Origin of the sequence: Moorena sp. SIO2C4 (assembly GCF_010672485.1) — a bacterium.
Taxonomy (GTDB): Bacteria; Cyanobacteriota; Cyanobacteriia; order Cyanobacteriales; family Coleofasciculaceae; genus Moorena; species Moorena producens.
Genome location: NZ_JAAHGN010000038.1, coordinates 1 through 18,246 on the forward strand (window position 1 = coordinate 1; position 18,246 = coordinate 18,246).

Below are 18,246 nucleotides of genomic sequence, written 5' to 3' on the forward strand. Positions count from 1 at the left end.
TTAGATGTCGCAGTCTTCTAGAGTTCCTAATCCATTGTCTTGAATCCAAATTCCGTATCCTTTACCATCATAAATACGACAGTGACGGATTGCGGGATTGCTACCTTTATCGATCTGCACTCCTGGATAAGTATTGCCATAGATGTCGCAGTCTTCTAGGATTCCTAATCCATTGTCTGTAATCCAAATTCCGCTTCGTTTACCATCATAAACACGACAGCGACGGATAGTAGGATTGCTACCTTTATCGCTCTTCAATCCTGAATAAGTATTGCCATATATGTCGCAGTCTTCTATAGCTCCTAATCCATTGTCTGTAATCCAAATTCCGTTTTGTTTACCATCATTAATACGGCAGCGATGGATCATGGGATTGCCACCTTTAGAGATCTCCACTCCTGGATAAGTATGACCATAAATGTCGCAGTCTTCTATTACTCCTTGACCATTATCTTTAATCTTAATACCGTTACCTTGCCCATCATGAATACAGCAGCGACGAATAATGGGATTTGCTTTAGAATCACAAATAACTATACCACAGTCATAGGCGGTCAGATCACAATCTTCAAGGATTAACTCTCCCTTGGGAATACACACACCTACAGTGGATTCTCGCAAAGTGAAGCCTCGCACTATTGCATAGTCTGTTTGCATCAGAATACAGTTCAGATTAGTGGCCTCAATAACGATATCGGAGGCTTTACCATCTCCTAAAATTTCTAGGGATTTATCAATAACAATACTTTCTCTGTAAATCCCTGGCTTTACTAAAATTCTGGTTTCAGGTTGGGAATTTTTAATCGCCTCGCCAATTGTTGTGTAGTCAGCCCTATCCGATTTAGCAACAACTACGGTTTTATTTGAATTAAAATTACTTGTCACAGTCTAAAAGTATTTTCGGTAAAACGACAAAAAATAACTTTATAAGCAGTTCCCAAGTTATTGATAGAAGAAGCGTCTCTCTTTCTATCCCAAATAAATTTTTATATAGATCAAGATTGCTGATGAAACTCTATCCTACATGCATGCCGCAGGTTTACTTAGATAAATAAATAGTATAGCAGTTTTTAATTGGGTGAAGTACTTTGCTTATCTTTTTAAGGCAGAAGGCAGAAATTTTGAAGGTCTTAAAAGCAATCAGCGCCAATAAAGTTTGACAAAATCTTACACTCACATGAGCGCTCACCCCAGATTGGGAGAACGATTCACCGCTAGTTCCCCTAAACAGACCCAAAAATAGTAAAGTCCCACTAGCCAAAAAGTTTAGTCAAAATTTCCACAGAAGGATCAACTTCCAGCCACACTGTAGCTCCACAATCCTTGGGACAATTGGGTTGATAAACCAACCGAGACGGTCCTTTGATTTCCACATAATGACCGTAGGTGTTGCGGTTACCTTGTTTGACGGTTAGGACAGGCTCGTAGGTGTTGTTCTTTTTATTTTGCCTAATCACGTTCTGGTTGACATGAACGTAAGTGGCCACCTTTTGGAAACCTCTTCTCCAGGTTCCCTTTGGTCCACGGCGACCGGGACTGACCTTGGGCAAGCCGTTAAATAGAGGAATTTGCCAAAATCTGCCGACTTTTTGAGCGCCCTTAATTCTGCCATTTTTCAGAAGTTGACGGACTCGTTGGACACAAATCCCTAGAAGAAAAGCTGCTTGGGTAGTTCCGACCACTGTCATTTTTTTTGCTCCTTTAAATAGCGCTATACTTAGCTTAGCACATTATTTCTGGTTGTGGGAAATATTTACAAATTTTTACAAAGTGATGCAGGGAATTTTAATAGCGCTACTCTTTTATGAGTGGTAAAGACTATATGGGATGATTAGGATTAATTATTATACTGTAGCGCTAATTTATTTCTGGGATTTATGGACACTTTACTATAGCGCTAATTTTCTTCAAGGCTTAAGGGATAGATCAAGTCATTGGTTTTATTTTTTAAATAGCGACTTAGTCAAGTCAAAAATTATCTAGCGCTATTTTTTAGTTAGTTTATATAGCGTTATAGTTTTGTAAAATTTGATCACCAAATTGTACTAGCGCTACCCTTTTATAGGAGTTAAGGGTTGTATGGGATAATTAGATTCAATTCAATTACTTAAACTAGCGCTATAGTAATTGAATTGAATCATGGACAAACCCAGTTTATTGGCTCAGTTGCGGATCATGTTATTAATTGCTCAAGCAAAATTATCACCTTTTGTCTTAACTGATGACTCCGACGCTGCTGCTACTATAGACAAGCTAACAATAGGAGCAGTGATAGCTCGAAGAATGCGACTTCCTAGAGAAACAGCTATAAATCCAGCAGCAGTAGCTTGTTCTAGCTCTTGAGTTGTCCAACCACCCTCCGGTCCGGTAGCAATGACAATGCCAGGATGTTGAGCAGGGTCTGTTTGACCAGTATCCAATCCTAATCGTAAATCTAATAAGCAATTGAGTAGATGGGGAGCCTTTCCCCGAGCTACACAAATATAGCGATAGGCTTCTCGGGTTTCCGGTAAATGAAGACTATCGGAAAAGTCAACAGGTTCAAGAATTTTCGGCACAACTTCCCGTTCTGATTGCTCTGCTGCTTCTTGGGTGATGCGCCGCCACCTCTGGAGCTTTTGAGGACTAGGATTGAGTAAAGTGCGATCGCTTTTCAACGGCACAATCCGAGTAACTCCCAACTCTGTTGCCATCAGACAAATTTGCTCAAATCCACTCCCTTTAGGCATCGCAGCCATCAAGGTTACCTGTTTAGACAATTCAGTTTGAATGTGCTCAGATGCGACAATTTTAGCTTGAGTCAAATCACCATTCAACTCGCTAACGTACCAGCCACCCTCTCCATCCATAGCAATAAAGCGATCGCCCTTTCTCAGCCGCAACACTCTAATTAGATAATGCTGTTGGGCATCAGTTAAAACAATCCCTTGGTCTTGACACTGTGTTGGTGATATCACCAACCGTTGCATAGTCATTACTGTTGCCGCAGTTGTAGGGAATTCCGGATTAAATAACAATCACAGAGAATAGGCTTCGATATTTTTGAATTTAGAATTTAGAATTTAGAATTTAGAATTTAGAATTTTGGCTCTTCAGTAGCTTTTATGCTAAAATTCCAGTTAAAAAACTCAGAAAGCTTAATCTACAGGGTAAATTAGGCTATTCAACATTTTAGAATTTAGAATTTAGAATTTAGAATTTAGAATTTAGAATTTTGGCTCTTCAGTACCTTTTATGCTATAATTGCCGTTAAAAAGCTCATAAAGCTTAATCTACAGGGAAAATTAGGCTATTTAACTGATAAAATTTTCTGAATACGGCCTTTGACCACTGTTATTTCCAGAGCCGCTTTTCCCTGTTACAGACTACAGACTGTTTATTTAGGATAACAAGTACGGAACAACCAGAATGTATAATTCATTCTAAATTCTAAATTTTACATTCTAAATTTTACATTCTAAATTCTTCATTCTAAATTCTTCATTCTAAATTCTTCATTCTAAATTCTTCATTCTGACAGACAACCTTCAACCTTCAACCTTCAACCTCCAAACCTTCAACCTTCAATTTCTCCACCAACTACCACATTCCGAATCCTTAAGCTTGGTCCTGCACAACCTACAGCTAAGCCGCTTTGTCCACCTTTACCACAGCCACCGGATTCATCCCAATAGAAATCATCACCAATAGCTTCAATATCAGCTAAGGTCTTGAACACATTACCAGAAAGAGTGACATCTCGCACAGGTTCAGCAATTTGACCATTGCGAATCATCCACGCTTCTCCAGCACTAAAGGTAAACATTTCACCATTAGTCATACCTCCTAGCCAATTTCGAGCATAGACTCCTATTGGGATATCATCGAATAACTCTGCTACTGGAGTAGCTCCGGGTCCTATCCAAGTATTAGTCATCCGAACAATCGGGGGATAGTGGTAATTGAGACAACGAGCATTACCAGTAGGGGTTTCGCCTAACTTACCAGCAGTTTCACGGGAGTGAAGACGTCCAACTAATACACCATCTTTAATCAACTGAGTGGTAGTGGCTGGAGTGCCTTCATCATCGTAGAAATAGCTACCCCGGTGTCCTTGGGTCGCAGCTCCATCAAAGATTTGCAACTCCTTTGAGCCAAAACGACGCCCTATACTCATCACTTCTAGTAAGTCAGGATTTTCATAAGCCATGTCGGCTTCAGAAAGGTGTCCAAAGGCTTCGTGAACAAACAAACCAGTCAGGATGGGGTCGATAACTACTGTATAATTACCACCAGTTACAGGTGGTAAGGATAGAGCATCTACAGCACGTTGAGCTGCTCCATGGACTTGTTGATCAAGATTGGTCAGGTCGTCATAGCCTTGGCGAGAGCCAATGGTTTCTCTACCAGTATGGACACTATCGCCATTACGAGCAGTAGCAGCAAAACGCATTTCCAGATCTGCCCAAGATTGCTCTATCAAGGTACCTTCGGAAGTAGCAATGATGATGCGCTGGTTAACATCCCCATACCGGACAGAAGTGGTAGCAATGCTACTGTCATAACTTCTGAGAATTTGATTGTAGCGATCGCATAATGCTTTCTTCTGCGCCAAGGGAATTTGTCTAGGGTCTGTACCAGTCAGGGGTAACTTACAAACATCCTGTCTTGGTTCAATGGGAGCAAGGGTGGTTTCTTGATTACCCACAATCCTAGCTGCTGCGATCGCGTCTTCGACTCGTTCTTTAATAGCGCTAAGCTGGTTAAAACTCGAAAAACCCCATCCTCCATTATAACATGCTCTTACTTGTCCACCGATAGAAAGACCTTCACTAAGGGTTTCTATCTTGTCACCCCGTAATAAAATGCTAGTTCCTTCGGCTTCTTCTAAGCGAATAGCTAAGTAATCGACACGGGAGCCATATTGAGCAATTAGGTCACAGAGTAAGTTTTTGGTATCAGTTAGGACAATTGGCATAGTAGGGGAAAGAGCAAATAACTATTCTATTGTGCAATGAGTAGGGGCTCTAGTGCTATCGTAAGCATTTAGTCGTCAGCTTATGTGCTACACACACGCTACGCGAACAGCTTATGTTCTTTGTTTTACGTCATATCATGTTAAAACTTACACTATTATAGCATAATTTACCCCTTAGATTATTCAACATAAGCAGTAAGGTAAGCCTCAACCCTAGTCACTTCAATAATATTGACTACTTGTAACAATTAACCTTATTATACATAATTATCGACGTTATTCTAAATTTTAATTATTTCGATAATCATAACAATAAGAATTAGACCAATAATATTATTGCTTAACCCTTGATGTAGTGTCTATTTACTTACCGACTTTTCTTGCCACTATCCCAAAATTATCACTAACTTTCAGCAACAGATTGAGGGCGAGTGCTATTAATAATATGTGACAGAATACCGAGCAGAGCATCTAAATTACCAATAAAGTGTTCTTCTGACTCAATATAAACCGAATTTTTGACTAATTTGAGAAATTTCCATAGGCTTCCAGTTGTGACTCCACCATAGATAAACGGAATAGGATTATTTTTGTGCTCATTAAAAATTTGAGCAGCAACCATTTCAGCAATACACTGAGGGATAGCGGATTTAAGGTTATCATTTTTGGCTTCTACTAGAATAGCAATAGGAGCAGTAACCTCCAACTGTTCAGGAGAATGACTAATGATAAAATCACACCTACCGTTTAGCCCTTTACTTTTATCAATAGTAAACTCTGTGCCAGAGAAAAGGCTGATTTGACGCTTGAATTGCTTGCGAATTTCCACTAAAATAGGAGCAACAATCAATTCAGAGCGCGCTTTTTCCGTATCGATTTCCAATCCTAGAGGTAGGTTTTCTTCTAAAATCTCTTTCAATAAAGGACTAGGAGTAACTGGTTCAACTGATTCAAATAAGTTAACTCGTTCTTGAATCGATAGGTTAAATTGATGTTTGAGTGTATCTAGAGTAAATTCACTGTAAGACATGGCTTTAGCTAGCTATATGTAGCTGTTATCAATCCTTTGAGGTACTATCATAAGAATTCAGTGGTCAGCTGTCAGCCGTGAGCTAAAAGCTCATCCTACGCGAACAGCTTAAAATAAATCTGGAACAGGAGAATTTAATCATTCGAGATTGAGAGTATTGAAACTATGGTAATTTGCCCATCTAAGCATAAGCTGAATAGTTACTCATAATCTACCTCAACAATCTCAGTATATTCAAACTGATTTGGACTACGCCTTACCAAATCATAACGATTTCCAGCTAGCTCAATAATATCTTCTTCACAATCAGACTTAGGAGAATTGTAAGTCAACACATACTCTTTACCAAGAAAAGGAAGTATCTCATCAGCCACTTCTCCTCGCCACTGAGTCTGAGTCACTAAAACTACTAATTGATTCGCCAGTCTAGGTAAGATATTAGCAATTCGTCGGCGATAGATTTCATCCAAGCTTCCAAAGGGAGAATCCATTACAATAGGAAAAGTACTACTATCGGGTCCCATCAGAGAATGCTCTTGACTCCAATCCCTAACTCGGTCAATAATTCCGCCGATAAAGGATAAACTTAGAATCTGATTCTCTCCCGTAGACGCAGCAACTAGGTTTTCTTCCCCAAGAGTACTTTCTACTAAGGTTAACTCATACTTATCACTCAACTTAGGAATGTAAGGTGTAAATGAAATTGAGATAAATATCTCCTGTACTCGTTTTTCCAAAGAAGTCCGAAACTGAGTTTCTAAACGTTCCCTAACTTCAATTAACCGTTCAATAGAATCTTGAGCAGCAGCAATCCGTCGCTGTATCAACGCCTGCTTACTTTCATTCATTTTGTGCTTAGCAATCTGCTTATCCTTTAAGTCAATGTCTGTATCCAACTGTTCAATTTGTTGTTGATTACCTCCTTGCTCTAGGGTTAGCTCCCGAATCCTAGTATCTATCTCATCCAATTGTTGTTGGAGGTGACTGATATCCTCATCGGGAAAGTTACGTAACTTTTTCTTGATATCATCTAGTTGGGTCTCAATTCTAGAAAGCTCAGTTCTTCCCTGAGCAATAGTATCTTGTTGTTGGTCAACATCCTGCCAAAACTCAGGCACCTGTTGGTTAATTTCATCAACCTGGGAACCCATCCTTATTGCGGTTTCTTCCACTTCAGCCATTCCGGCTTTATCCATCCAGGCTGCTACTTGCTGATGAGCATGAGTTCCCTCAGTTAATTCTACACCACAGATACAGCGCTTGTGTTTAAGTAAATCCCCAACAAATTGCCGCTTAATCCCAACAGGTAATTCCCCTCTTTCCGTTATTAAGTCTTTGACAATCTCTTGAAAAGTTGAGCTTACCTCTGAGAGCAGCACCGTATAGCCACGAGTTGATATAGCTCGTTTCAAGATATTTTGGCTTTGTTTTAGCTGTTCTCTAATTAACTTTTCTCTAGCTTCTAGTTCATCCCGCAGTTGTTGTAACTCCTGAGCGCCACCGAGTTCTAATAACCGTTGACCAATTATCTTCTTTAGCTCATCTTGCTCCTCTAACTCCTGCTTGATTTCCCTTTGACGCTTGATTAGACTCTGGCTCTTCTTTTCCGATTTTCGCTGTTGTTTAAGCAATTGCTTAGTTTCAGAGTCGCCAATTAAAGACAATTCATAGTCTAAGGTTTTTTTCGCTTCCCTTAAATGTTTAATGGAGCGATTTAAAACTTCTACCCCTAGCAAGGTCTTGGTTGCTTCCGCAACTTCTGACTTTTTATCGGAGCGTACCAGTTGCTCAATTCGTTCCCCATCAAAAAAGAAGTATTGGTGCAAACTAGCTGGTAAAATTTGACCAATGATATCCTCGGGTAGTTGTTGAGGTAATAACCAGCGTCCATCATCTCCAGCGATTTGGAGATACAATTCTGTGTTACCTTGATCGACTCCTAACTCAGTTTTGTAAGTACGACATAGACGTTTGACTTGGTAGCGTTTATTATTATGTTCAAATGCCACTTCTACCCAACAGTCTACTGGTTTATTGAACTGAGCTTCAGCAAGAGCTCGCTTATTCAGCAGTTGGTCTTCTGAAGCAAAAGCAGCACTAAACTTTTCATAGAGTACCCACGAAAAAGCATTCAGGATGGTAGTCTTACCTGCACCATTATTCCCATGAATAATCGTAGTGTTTCGCTCGCCACTGGCTAACACAATCACGGGAGTCTTACCATAAAACTGACGAAAATTAAATAGCTGAATAGATAGCAGCTTCATTGAACTTCTTCCTTGACAATTCTCAGGATATCATCATTAATATTACGGGGAGTTTTCATATAGAGTTTATCCTTTTCTGCCTGCAAGACTCGCTCTATAATTCGGCGCACTTCTAGGGGAGCAGTGATAATCGGCTCCTGGACATCATGGAGTTCATTCTTGCTAGGAGAATAAGTAGAAGATTTTTCAGCTACTCTTCTGGAAATGACTGATGTAGCACCACTGGTAGAGTATCTAAATGTCATAACCGTATTTTTTAAAAAAGCGACTAACCTGTCAGATCGTGTCCGGTTGTTTCGGTAGTGTTATTTGTTGTTTATTTTAGTAATCGGTAAGGGTAAATAGGGAATAGCTTGGTAGTAATCACACTTACCAATTCCCGATTACCAATTATCAATTACCCACGCTTTACACTATCGATGTTCCCGGACATGATACCATATCCAGCCTGACTAAATTTATTGTAAGACTTTATTGTTTATTTATACTATAACCCAAAAATTTTGCCAGCTCTTAATAAAGAGAGTCACCCAAAGCAGTACTCTATCTCTGTAGGTTTTTAGTTTTCGATTGAAACCTGCCCACAATCACAGACAATCAAAAATGAAAAACGCAATTACGGCTTTCGGATTTTCTCTATTATCTTTAATGTTGCCCTCTGAAGCTAGGGCATATGATTTAGATTTCACTAATCTTTATGTGTTTGGTGATAGCCTATCGGATACTGGCAATTTGTTCAATATCAGTAAGGCAAGCAATCAGCTAAATCCCACTCTTCCCATCATCCCCCAGAGTCCACCCTACTTTCAGGGACGTTCTAGCAATGGTCCGATCTGGGTAGATTATCTAGCAGATGCTCTGGACATAGACCTGAAGCGATCTACTGATTTGTCGTTGCTGTTACCGGATTCCCCGATACTGTCTCCAATCACTATCACTCCCGATGGCCCTCGGGTGAGTTTTTTCTTCAATGGTGCGACGACTACTCAAAGCGTAAACTTTGCTTTTGGTGGTGCTGGAACCGGATTGGCTGGGATTGGTCAGTTCGGGGAGGTTGTACCGGGATTACTCACCCAAGTCCCAGGGTTTACCAATGACCTAATCGTATCTGATCAGATGGCTGACCCCAACGCCCTCTATATTCTGTGGTCAGGTGCTAATGATTACCAGAGTGTGGAACCTCCTAATCCTACTGAGGTCGTCGGGAATATACAGACAGCACTGAACTCCCTGTATAACTTTGGTGCTCGCAATTTCCTAGTGCTTAACTTACCGGATTTGGGAAAGATACCTCAATCACTGAGGCTAGGTAGTGCATTATCGACTCGCCTCACGGATTTGATCGAGCAGCATAACTCTGTGTTGGACTCCACCCTTAAGGTTTTGAGCCAATCATTACCTGACATTAACCTGATATTCTTTGATGAATATGACCTATTTAATCAGGTTGTGACCAATCCTGGAGACTTTGGTTTCACGAATGTGACGGAAACGTGCTTAGATCAAGCAACGTTGATTGCCTGTGCTAATCCAGACGAGTTTTTATTCTGGGATAGCTTCCACCCAACGACAGCTGGCCATCAGATCCTAGCGGAATCCACCTTAGCAGCACTTAAGTCCCAAGACAAGCCTGAATCTAAGTCTGTACCAGAACCAGTGTCTTCTGCTTCCTTAGGAGTGATAGGGCTTGCCTGGTTGCTTCGGAAACAGTTGAATAAATCCTGCTAGATTTTACTATTAAGTGTAACACAGTGGCAGCTTTCCGAGCTGTCACCGTTGATACTAAATTGATACTAAATAAATTGATACTACTATTGGTAAATTCTATGGGTAAATTTCTGTTAATCTTATCTGCGATCGCTTGTCTATCTCAGACTGCTATAGCTCAGACAAAACCAAGGCGTTGGGTCAGAGTCATGTCAAATGCTCAGACAGGCAATATCCACTACTTTGATGTCGATTCTTTGGTCACCACCACTGATGAAATGGGCAATCCCATCCACTCCTTTGATAGTAGGATAGTATTTGGTAATCCTCTCGAACCAGGAGTGTATTCTGCCATTATCACGGTTCAAGTTAATTGCCCTGAGCGTTCCATACGTACATCGCGTTTTGAACAATACGATTCCCAGGGTAGTATAATCAGCCGGGAAGAATCGGAGAATGATTGGTACACAATACCCACACCCGATACTCCAACGGTTCATGTCATGAATGGTTTTCACACCTTAGCTTGTAAGTCTAAGACTAATGTTGTTAACCGTTGACTGTTAACTGTTAATTGTTGATTGTTAATTGTTGACAGTTAACTGTGGAGTCGGAACTCTGCACTTTCCGACTCAGGACTCAATTGATATCACTGATCAGAAGATTAACTAATTCTTGGGTGATAGGGAAACCAGTTTGTTGCTCAAAGTGTAAAAACATCGGACTGGGGTTAGCTTCAAGAAACACGTATTCACCATTTGGCTTTAAACGCCAGTCAATCGCCGTCCACTGGAGCCAAAACGCTCTAGTGATAGCTTTACACTGCTGTTGCACGGTCTTTGGCAGCCTGACCGGAATCAATTGAGCATCGATATCTTCTCGAAAGTCAAGAGACTTGGAGCGAATTTCTGCCGAGTACATCGAGTCCCCAATTACATAGGTGCGAATATTGGTGCCAGGGATATACTCCTGTATAGTAACAGGAGAAAGCCGCAGGGCTAAGTTTAGTCGTTCAGGTTGTAGATGTTGTTCTGTTAAAAACTGGACATGAGCATCACCATAGACTGGCTTAAAAATTACTTGCTCATAAGACTTCGTAAACTTAATGATAGCGTCTGGATCATTACTAATTAGAGTATGGGGAATCGTTACACCCATTTGTTGAGCTTTGCTCAATTGTAGAGGTTTTTCCTTATGAAATTCATAAGCTTGCCATGAGTTAACCCAGTGAATTGAGGTTCCTTGCATCAACGTTCTTAGGGTACTCATAGCATCATTAAAAGCAACTCTATGCTGTAATGGATTTTTGATTGGGGGAATTTGAACTCCAGAAAAATTACGCCAAAAGATGCTACGAATATCTCTCAGACGTAATTGATAGCCATCGGATAGGGTGAGAATTCCATCGTTAGTGTGTGGCTGCCAAGATAGGCGTAATTTAGTAGGAAACAGAGAGGTATCGAGATAGTTTGTCTTGCCTCCAGCCTTAGTCAGAGCATAGTTGATATGCGCAGCGTGAGTATCTTCAGGGTTGCCCAAAATTAAAATATTCATCTATTGCCAAACAAAACGAACTAGTATTTATACTGTTCTGCTGATTACCCAAGTTCTTTTTTTGTTTCGGTTTACTAGATAATAGTGTGGCTAATCAAGTCAATATCATACTTTGTTTGGTAATAAATTGGTATTTTAAAACACACTCTAAGCCAAATTAATTTTGGTATACTATAAGTTATATTTCCCTGATCACAGCTAAATTTTATAGTTAAATACATCCTGATATTACTCCGAAAATATAGTGCACTCTGTTGACAAATTGCCTAAATGCTGAAAAACGCTGCTAATCGGTCCAGGGAATTGTCACTAGATGGCTTACCCCTTGAGGGCGACATTTCTCACTATAGCAATCCTATAGGATTGCTATATGCCCTAATCTTTATAATTACTAAAAAATTGGCAAGTGTGCCAATCTTGAGATTCTTTTCACTGGTAATGGTTTAAGGTCAATACCTGAGAGATGTTGTTTGTGTTCGATAGCAGTTAGGTTGTTACTCAAGGCTTCAAGCAGGTCTCCCCCTTCTTATGACAAGGCGCTTTGTGCTTGCACCCCCTTCTTCCTCGATCGCGAAGGTGGTAATATTGCCATCTTCTCGGCGTTGCTGAATTAAGGAATGAATGCGCGATCATTTGGTTTGATTGAAGCCCCCTAAATCCCCCAATTCTGGGGGACTTTGATAGTTTTGTTCCCCCCAGAATTGGGGGGCTAGGGGGGCAAAACCATACGCATAATCAGCAACGCCATCTTCTCCAATTCCATCCGTAACAATACCTCCTTCTTTACATGAGCTTTGGCGAGTAGGGACATTTAAACTGTCGTGTTGAGCAGGTGGACTGGCAAGTTGAGTATTCATGACTGCTTTGAATTGCTGAAAGCGCTAGTTCAAAAAGATGGTCAGAGAAATAATCTCTGTATGTAACCATGACAAAATAACCTGGCTTTCGTAATCCAGATAATTACTGATCCTGTTAAATCTTTTACAATTCTATATCCGTTAATTCTCTACTTTAGCTCTTATTCATGGATAAATACTAACTAAGTAGTGGCCCACAAAACTAGGGGAAGAGAAAGGAAACTCACTAAGGTAGACAAAACCACTGTCCGTGCTACTACCGGAGCATCTCCCCCAAACTCAGTGACCAAGACTACCGTACTAATTGCTACAGGCATGGCACTTTGTAACACCAACACCTGTAAATTTAATCCCTCCAGTCCCAATGCTTGACCAACGGTATGGGCAATTAGGGGAGCTACCAACAAACGCAAGCTAGTCGCAAGCACCTCATACCGTCCTATTACCAAACGGGTGCGGGACAATTGTATCCCCAACACAATTAAATCGATAGGGATTGCTGCCATACCCAACTGGTGAATACCCTTATCTAGCCCTAAAGGCAGTTTTAAGCGCAATAAACGCCAGGTTAATCCTGCCAGCATTGCCCAGAGTAGCGGTAGTTTTAGGGTTAAGCGCACTCCAGAACTAATACTACCCCCTTTAAGTAAAGCGGGACAAATAGCAAACATCAACAAGGCAGCTGTGATCATGTAAACTATAGCGCGTTCTAAACCCGGTGTACCAAAGGCAAAGGAATTGAGAGGAAGCCCCAAGTTTCCAGCATTGGGAAAAATAGCAGCAACCATAAAGCTTTTTTGGACAACTGCTGGTAATTTCAACAGTTTGCCTAACCCCCAACTCAGTAGGTAAAGCAACACAGCGGTAATGATCAAGCCAGCAACTAAACCAGTGGTGCTTTCGGTAGACAGTGTTGTCCGATACAAGCTGTCTGCTATCAACGCTGGTACCAGAATATAAAGAGATAGCTGAGAAAGAGTTTGCTTGTCCAGAGATAACGTGCGACCAGCAATAAATCCAATCAGGATAATTAAACCGACCGAAACGACAGCAGGTAGAATAACAGTCATTAGATAAATACTGAGATGAACCCCATTAAAGCAAAAGTCTTTTTATTAACCGTTTAGTGTTGACCGTTGACTGTTGACCTTCAAGCAACCTTTAACATTCAACATTCAACCTTAAACCTTAAACCTTAAACCTATTTTTGCTAAACTGCTTCAGTCGCCGCCGCAGTTGTTTAATATTAGGTCTGTGACCTCCATAACGCCAACGGATATAAGCATGGGAAATCTGCTCAATGACCTCAGCGGATGCTTGAGGCTGGTCTTGACTTATACAGCTAGCGTACTCTAGGGGAGTTTGAGTCGGATGTTTGACATACCCTTTGGTTGCTAAAATCTTGATCATTTGCTGGTAAATCTGTTCCATTGGTGGCAATGTTGCCAACCAGAAACGATAGCGCCAGTTTTTCCACTGATGCCAACCTAGCCAGCTCAGAAAACCAAATGCGATCGCTAATATCAAGCCGCTCAACATACCTAACCAACCACTAGATACCATCTTCCACAATCCAACAAATATTCGGATAATGGTACCAATGGTGAAATGCCATAGGTTGCTCAGTAAACCAGTGATTGGTGAGGGGAGCCAACCTGCTACCCACTGCCAAAACTGCCGCAAGACACTAAAGGTTTGATATTGCTCGACGGAGGGGGGCAGCAATTCATGACCTGGGATGGGGTCAAAGGCAAACCAACCGTATTGAGGGAAATAAACCTCAGTCATGGCATAGGCATCAGTATTGCGGACGATGTAAAACCCGGTAAAGGGGTTAAATTCGCCAGTGCCAAATCCAGCCACTAATCGGGCTGGGATGCCTATGGAACGGAGCATAATCGTGAGGGTGGTGGAAAAGTGGTCGGGATAACCACCTTGATACTTGAAGAGAAAGGCTTCCACCAAATCTTGATTTTCTTCTAAAAAAGGGAATTGTGAGGGGTCTTGGGGGAGGCGATAACGCTGCTTAACCGCCTGGGCTAGATACAAGGCTTTTTCATAGGAAGAAGTAAGAGGTTTTTCTGAAGTGGCTAGGAGTTCTTCAGTACGTTGCCTGACCCTCACAGCAATTTGAGCAGGAATATCCAGATAGTAGTTTTGAATCGACTTGGGGTAGTTATCCCCAGCTTGCTGCAACTTAGTGCGATCGCGAAATGGAACTTCTGATATTACGGTATAGGTTAGTCCTTCTACTAAACCTAAAGGCGATCGCAAACTGCCTTCTGCTCCAATACCTATTTCCCGCGACGGAAAGAACAATTCGTTAGGATAGGCCAAAGCGGGAATCAGATTCGGCAATTCTGATACAGCTGTATAGGTTTGAATTACCTTTTTGGTTTGACCTGTGATCAAGGCAGGTAAGAGTTGGAAGCGATAGGACCAGCTTGGTCGAGTTATTTTCTGAACTTGATTATCCCGAGAAATTTCCCAACCCTGACCCGTGTAGTGGTCAAACGCTAGCACTCGCCAAAATCCCGGTGCTTGAGAACGCACCCGCATCACTACCTTAGGTTTGAGTTCTCCCCGCAGATTCTGGTTAATCTTGCTATTAAAGCCATAGTAAAATGTCTCATCCAACTCACCAGAACCCGTAGCGTTTTGAGAGTCACCACTACCATTTTCCCCTTGCTGTTTCCCTTCACTTACATAGCCAGGGTTAACAATTAACCTATTTTGTGAATCAAATCTCCGGTTTGCCATTTCCCCAGGAGCACTGACGGGATACATCTGGATTTGATAACCAGGGAAACGAGGCATCAGAGCAAAAATCGTTAACCCTAGCGCCATAATTACCCCGATGAATAAAATGAGACGCTTTAGGGGTATGGGTGAGGAGTGTGGATTAAACCAATATAATTTTTTACCTTTTTTTTCCGTAGATATACCCAAGCGTGACTGGTAATCCAGGACAAGAACCGGTAATGCGATCGCTAAAAATACTAACAACAGAGGGGCAAACGCCAGAGTCTGACTCACAGTACCAGCGACCCCCAACAGGATTAGCCCAATTACCATCGAATAGCCTAAATCCTTGCGGCGCGGCAAGTCAAAGCTATGGAGAATTTGCAGCTGAACTAACAACTGAGCCAGAGCCAAGCGGGTATCATTGAGCTGACTGAATACATTGCCCAAAAAGGCTCCCAATGCCAGCAACATCCCCAATGCCAGCAAGAATTTCAGAGCAATGTTACGTTGGCGACGACGATACCAACTCCAGGTTGCTCCCACAATACTTAAGGGTACTGCCCAAAGACTCCAGAAGGTAGATGCGGCGACATCAACAGCCACAATTCCTACTACTACCAGTGCCTGTACCAACACCCTTAACGAAATCGACTCCTCTGTAGGAGGCAATGGCTTCGCCTCAAGACGCTGCCAAAACTGACTCACCATGGTAGATGCGTGATAGGTTATATGTCAAGCTTGGAATGTTAAAGGTTGGAATGTTAAAGGTTGGAATGTTAAAGGTTGGAATGTTAAAGGTTGGAATGTTGTTGGAATGTTGAAGGTTGGAATGTTGAAGGTTGGAATGTTGAAGGTTGGAATGTTGAAGGTTGGAATGTTGAAGGTTGGAATGTTGAAGGTTGGAATGTTGAAGGTTGGAATGTTGAAGGTTATAACCTGCAACCTATTCACCTGCAACCTGTTAACCTATTCACCTGCAACCTGTTAACCTATTCACCTGCAACCTGTTAACCTATTCACCTGCAACCTGTTAACCTATTCACCTGCAACCTATTCACCTATTCACCTATTCACCTGCAACCTGTTAACCTGTTAAGCTGCAACCTGCAACCTGTTAACCTGCAACCTATTCACCTATTCACCTGTTAACCTGCAAGTATTCTGACTAATTTGTCGGGCAGATTGCAAAGGTCAAAGGTTTCTGTTCTCCATGATGGAAGCGAATCTCGATAGAACAAATCTGATTCGGTTGTAAATCATAGGATTCTACACTCAGGTAACCTGGATAGGTACGTTCTGCTTTTGCGGAGGCTTGAGGTGTACCTAGAGTTAAGCTACCACCTCTAGGCAAACGAGTGCTGACCCGTAGCTGAGACACACCATCTTCTTGATGATATTCGGCTCGCAGAGTCACTAAACCAGCACTAGTCTCCCACTGGCGCTCCACAGGAGTTTGATTTGGTGAAACTGGAATGGTCAGGGTGGTAAGAATTTCCTTAGCTGCTAACAGAGCTAAGACCATCTTTTGGTCATTGTTAGCTTCTTCGTAAGGTAGGGATGGCAGTAGTTGTTCTGTAGAACGGGCACTTCCCATCAAGATGGTGCCACTCCAGGAGTTAAGGGCATAGAATTCGTCAGGAAACAGCTTTTGAACTGCCCTAACCAGTTTAGCCCCTAGCTGATACTGGGAAGACACTGCCTCAGAGCAGGCTTCTAGCAATTGAGATAAAACGTTTTCTGGTATGGCAGTTGGTAAAGCCAAGTTAGACAACTGTGGCATCCAAAACCTAACTCCGGAAACCCAAGACTCTGCTATTGCGTCAACAATATCAGTTTCATAGTCTGACATTTCTGTCTCCCAAGGAAACAGAGGTGGGTTAAGTTCAATTTGAGCTTGTAGTTTGCGCTTCAATAGCGTCTGGAAACGATTTTGCACGGTTGACATCTCTCCCAAGTTGTAGCGGCGGATTTCACCGCCTAGTGTAAGGTCATCATGGGTGATCGATTCTAGTGAATCCACCCACATGCGGTCTAAAACCGCTTCGCCATTGTGATTAGGGACAATGTTCAAGTTTTCCAAGTCCAGTGATTCTGATAAATCCAGGGGATATACATCAAAGTCAAAATCCGCTGCTGTTGTCTCACCCAGAGGTACAGTATCGTTTACTTGACCGTTTGATGGTATTGAAGCAGCGGGACGGGACTCTTTTAGCCAAGCCATTAAGCGGCTATAGAAAGCGTCCATATTGTTATCTATGTCACTATTCATCTTTAGATCTACCGGATCCGGATACTGAACTATTACGAATATCCCAGGCAATTTCGAGCAACTTAAACCATCGCTTCTGTGCCTGGTTTAGTGTACAACCCAAGGTCTTAGAAATTTCTTCATTGGAGTAACCTTGTTGTTTGAGTTTAAGTAATTCTGACTGTTGGGAGCTCAGTTTTTGTTGAAATCGTTGCCATTCTTTTGGTGTTAGCCCCAGATTTCGATCCAAATCTGCTCCCAGCCACTGATGTACCAATTCCCAGCGGTGAGACAGAGCAAACCGAATCAGATGATACTTAAACCGTTGTTGTAAATAGTCCCGCTGTCTGGGATTGATGCCTAAAATCTCCTCAATTTCCCTGGTTGGCAGGTCTTTCAGCCGCAGAGTAAAGTAATTTGCACAATCATGTTGCTGGCGTTCTTCGAGATAGGCAAATAATTCTTTGATTACAGTTTCCCGCAGGCTGGAGTCTAGGGGTTCAGAGTCTGATAACACCATTGCTTCCCGCACCTGCTGGATCGCCGCATCATTCCAAGTCGCATCTGACTCCTGTGCTGCTCCTTCCGCTGCTGTATCCATATCCACAGAGGTTTCTGGAGGTTGCTGTTGGGAAAAGGTTTGAGCACGTAGAATGACCAACTGTTGGGAACGGCGACCGGGTAAAGGAATACGTCGTTTACCATAGCGCTCTGTAAACGCCATATATTCTGATAGTTCCAGGAGACTGCGGGGACGATAGGTTTCCTCCAGGGAGGTTTCCCGCCGAAAGGCATTTAAGGCTTCGGCATAGAATCCCTGTAAGAAATCTTCAATCATATTCAGCCGCGCCTGGTAACTGGTCGGCGTTTGATGGGGTGTA

16 protein-coding genes and 1 pseudogene are annotated in these 18,246 nt (G+C 42.0%); 3 read left to right on the plus strand and 14 right to left on the minus strand.

From position 1 onward, the window contains the following. From F6K20_RS04115 to F6K20_RS04145, 7 genes are all read right to left on the minus strand, one after another. Entirely contained in the window at positions 1 to 885 is an 885-nt protein-coding gene (locus tag F6K20_RS04115) for a right-handed parallel beta-helix repeat-containing protein (RefSeq protein ID WP_287293860.1), read from the minus strand. A 368-nt stretch (positions 886 to 1,253) separates the two neighbouring features. Then, entirely contained in the window at positions 1,254 to 1,688 is a 435-nt protein-coding gene (locus F6K20_RS04120) for a helix-turn-helix domain-containing protein (protein ID WP_008191437.1), read from the minus strand. A gap of 501 nt (positions 1,689 to 2,189) precedes the next feature. Continuing rightward, positions 2,190 to 2,969 (minus strand): 16S rRNA (uracil(1498)-N(3))-methyltransferase, encoded by a 780-nt coding sequence (locus tag F6K20_RS04125; RefSeq protein WP_287293867.1) that lies wholly within the window; start codon positions 2,967 to 2,969, stop codon positions 2,190 to 2,192. A 587-nt stretch (positions 2,970 to 3,556) separates the two neighbouring features. Then, on the minus strand, positions 3,557 to 4,957 hold the full coding sequence (locus tag F6K20_RS04130; protein WP_287250130.1) for a TldD/PmbA family protein: 1,401 nt from the start codon (positions 4,955 to 4,957) through the stop codon (positions 3,557 to 3,559). 403 nt (positions 4,958 to 5,360) lie between these two features. After that, the gene (locus F6K20_RS04135) at positions 5,361 to 5,987 is read right to left on the minus strand and encodes a hypothetical protein (RefSeq protein ID WP_008191428.1); all 627 of its coding nucleotides are present in this window, start codon (positions 5,985 to 5,987) and stop codon (positions 5,361 to 5,363) included. 200 nt (positions 5,988 to 6,187) lie between these two features. Then, a complete protein-coding gene (locus tag F6K20_RS04140) occupies positions 6,188 to 8,254 on the minus strand; it encodes an AAA family ATPase (protein ID WP_287293862.1) in 2,067 nt (688 codons plus the stop codon). Next, positions 8,251 to 8,499, minus strand: coding sequence for a hypothetical protein (locus tag F6K20_RS04145; RefSeq protein WP_008191425.1), 249 nt, complete (start codon positions 8,497 to 8,499; stop codon positions 8,251 to 8,253). The genes F6K20_RS04140 and F6K20_RS04145 overlap by 4 nt, the downstream gene beginning before the upstream one ends. A 358-nt stretch (positions 8,500 to 8,857) precedes the next feature. Between F6K20_RS04145 and F6K20_RS04150 the strand changes: the two genes are divergently transcribed. Together F6K20_RS04150 and F6K20_RS04155 are read left to right on the plus strand one after the other, a co-directional pair. Then, a complete protein-coding gene (locus tag F6K20_RS04150) occupies positions 8,858 to 9,982 on the plus strand; it encodes an SGNH/GDSL hydrolase family protein (RefSeq protein WP_044495733.1) in 1,125 nt (374 codons plus the stop codon). 98 nt (positions 9,983 to 10,080) lie between these two features. Next, on the plus strand, positions 10,081 to 10,521 hold the full coding sequence (locus F6K20_RS04155; protein ID WP_131826842.1) for a surface-adhesin E family protein: 441 nt from the start codon (positions 10,081 to 10,083) through the stop codon (positions 10,519 to 10,521). Between the two features lie 79 nt (positions 10,522 to 10,600). On the opposite strand, the gene F6K20_RS04160 is transcribed toward F6K20_RS04155, so the two are convergent. From F6K20_RS04160 to F6K20_RS39805, 5 genes and pseudogenes are all read right to left on the minus strand, one after another. Next, a complete protein-coding gene (locus F6K20_RS04160) occupies positions 10,601 to 11,515 on the minus strand; it encodes an MvdC/MvdD family ATP grasp protein (RefSeq protein ID WP_008191421.1) in 915 nt (304 codons plus the stop codon). Between the two features lie 629 nt (positions 11,516 to 12,144). Further along, on the minus strand, positions 12,145 to 12,372 hold the full coding sequence (locus F6K20_RS04165; RefSeq protein WP_287267734.1) for a hypothetical protein: 228 nt from the start codon (positions 12,370 to 12,372) through the stop codon (positions 12,145 to 12,147). Positions 12,373 to 12,554: 182 nt separating this feature from the next. Then, complete coding sequence (locus F6K20_RS04170) at positions 12,555 to 13,442, minus strand: AEC family transporter (RefSeq protein WP_287267733.1); 888 nt, start codon at positions 13,440 to 13,442, stop codon at positions 12,555 to 12,557. Positions 13,443 to 13,560: 118 nt separating this feature from the next. Next, the gene (locus F6K20_RS04175; protein WP_008191415.1) at positions 13,561 to 15,825 is read right to left on the minus strand and encodes a transglutaminase TgpA family protein; all 2,265 of its coding nucleotides are present in this window, start codon (positions 15,823 to 15,825) and stop codon (positions 13,561 to 13,563) included. Then, positions 15,797 to 15,994: pseudogene (locus tag F6K20_RS39805) on the minus strand (pentapeptide repeat-containing protein); the annotation flags it as partial. The gene F6K20_RS04175 and the pseudogene F6K20_RS39805, both read right to left, overlap by 29 nt. Here F6K20_RS39805 and F6K20_RS04180 point away from each other — a divergent pair. Continuing rightward, the gene (locus F6K20_RS04180) at positions 15,916 to 16,128 is read left to right on the plus strand and encodes a hypothetical protein (RefSeq protein WP_287293864.1); all 213 of its coding nucleotides are present in this window, start codon (positions 15,916 to 15,918) and stop codon (positions 16,126 to 16,128) included. The pseudogene F6K20_RS39805 and the gene F6K20_RS04180 overlap by 79 nt on opposite strands. 154 nt (positions 16,129 to 16,282) lie before the next feature. On the opposite strand, the gene F6K20_RS04185 is transcribed toward F6K20_RS04180, so the two are convergent. Next, a complete protein-coding gene (locus F6K20_RS04185) occupies positions 16,283 to 17,386 on the minus strand; it encodes a hypothetical protein (RefSeq protein WP_008191411.1) in 1,104 nt (367 codons plus the stop codon). Continuing rightward, on the minus strand, positions 17,379 to 18,246 hold an 868-nt coding region (locus F6K20_RS04190), incomplete at its 5' end, for a hypothetical protein (RefSeq protein WP_287293865.1). The genes F6K20_RS04190 and F6K20_RS04185, both read right to left, overlap by 8 nt.

What these genes read in the sequence shown, in the direction of transcription:
- F6K20_RS04120 (WP_008191437.1), bottom strand. Translation starts at nt 1,688, where the DNA reads ATGACAGTGGTCGGAACTACCCAAGCAGCTTTTCTTCTAGGGATTTGT.
- F6K20_RS04125 (WP_287293867.1), bottom strand. Translation starts at nt 2,969, where the DNA reads ATGCAACGGTTGGTGATATCACCAACACAGTGTCAAGACCAAGGGATT.
- F6K20_RS04130 (WP_287250130.1), bottom strand. Translation starts at nt 4,957, where the DNA reads ATGCCAATTGTCCTAACTGATACCAAAAACTTACTCTGTGACCTAATT.
- F6K20_RS04135 (WP_008191428.1), bottom strand. Translation starts at nt 5,987, where the DNA reads ATGTCTTACAGTGAATTTACTCTAGATACACTCAAACATCAATTTAAC.
- F6K20_RS04140 (WP_287293862.1), bottom strand. Translation starts at nt 8,254, where the DNA reads ATGAAGCTGCTATCTATTCAGCTATTTAATTTTCGTCAGTTTTATGGT.
- F6K20_RS04145 (WP_008191425.1), bottom strand. Translation starts at nt 8,499, where the DNA reads ATGACATTTAGATACTCTACCAGTGGTGCTACATCAGTCATTTCCAGA.
- F6K20_RS04150 (WP_044495733.1), top strand. Translation starts at nt 8,858, where the DNA reads ATGAAAAACGCAATTACGGCTTTCGGATTTTCTCTATTATCTTTAATG.
- F6K20_RS04155 (WP_131826842.1), top strand. Translation starts at nt 10,081, where the DNA reads ATGGGTAAATTTCTGTTAATCTTATCTGCGATCGCTTGTCTATCTCAG.
- F6K20_RS04160 (WP_008191421.1), bottom strand. Translation starts at nt 11,515, where the DNA reads ATGAATATTTTAATTTTGGGCAACCCTGAAGATACTCACGCTGCGCAT.
- F6K20_RS04165 (WP_287267734.1), bottom strand. Translation starts at nt 12,372, where the DNA reads ATGAATACTCAACTTGCCAGTCCACCTGCTCAACACGACAGTTTAAAT.
- F6K20_RS04170 (WP_287267733.1), bottom strand. Translation starts at nt 13,442, where the DNA reads ATGACTGTTATTCTACCTGCTGTCGTTTCGGTCGGTTTAATTATCCTG.
- F6K20_RS04175 (WP_008191415.1), bottom strand. Translation starts at nt 15,825, where the DNA reads ATGGTGAGTCAGTTTTGGCAGCGTCTTGAGGCGAAGCCATTGCCTCCT.
- F6K20_RS04185 (WP_008191411.1), bottom strand. Translation starts at nt 17,386, where the DNA reads ATGAATAGTGACATAGATAACAATATGGACGCTTTCTATAGCCGCTTA.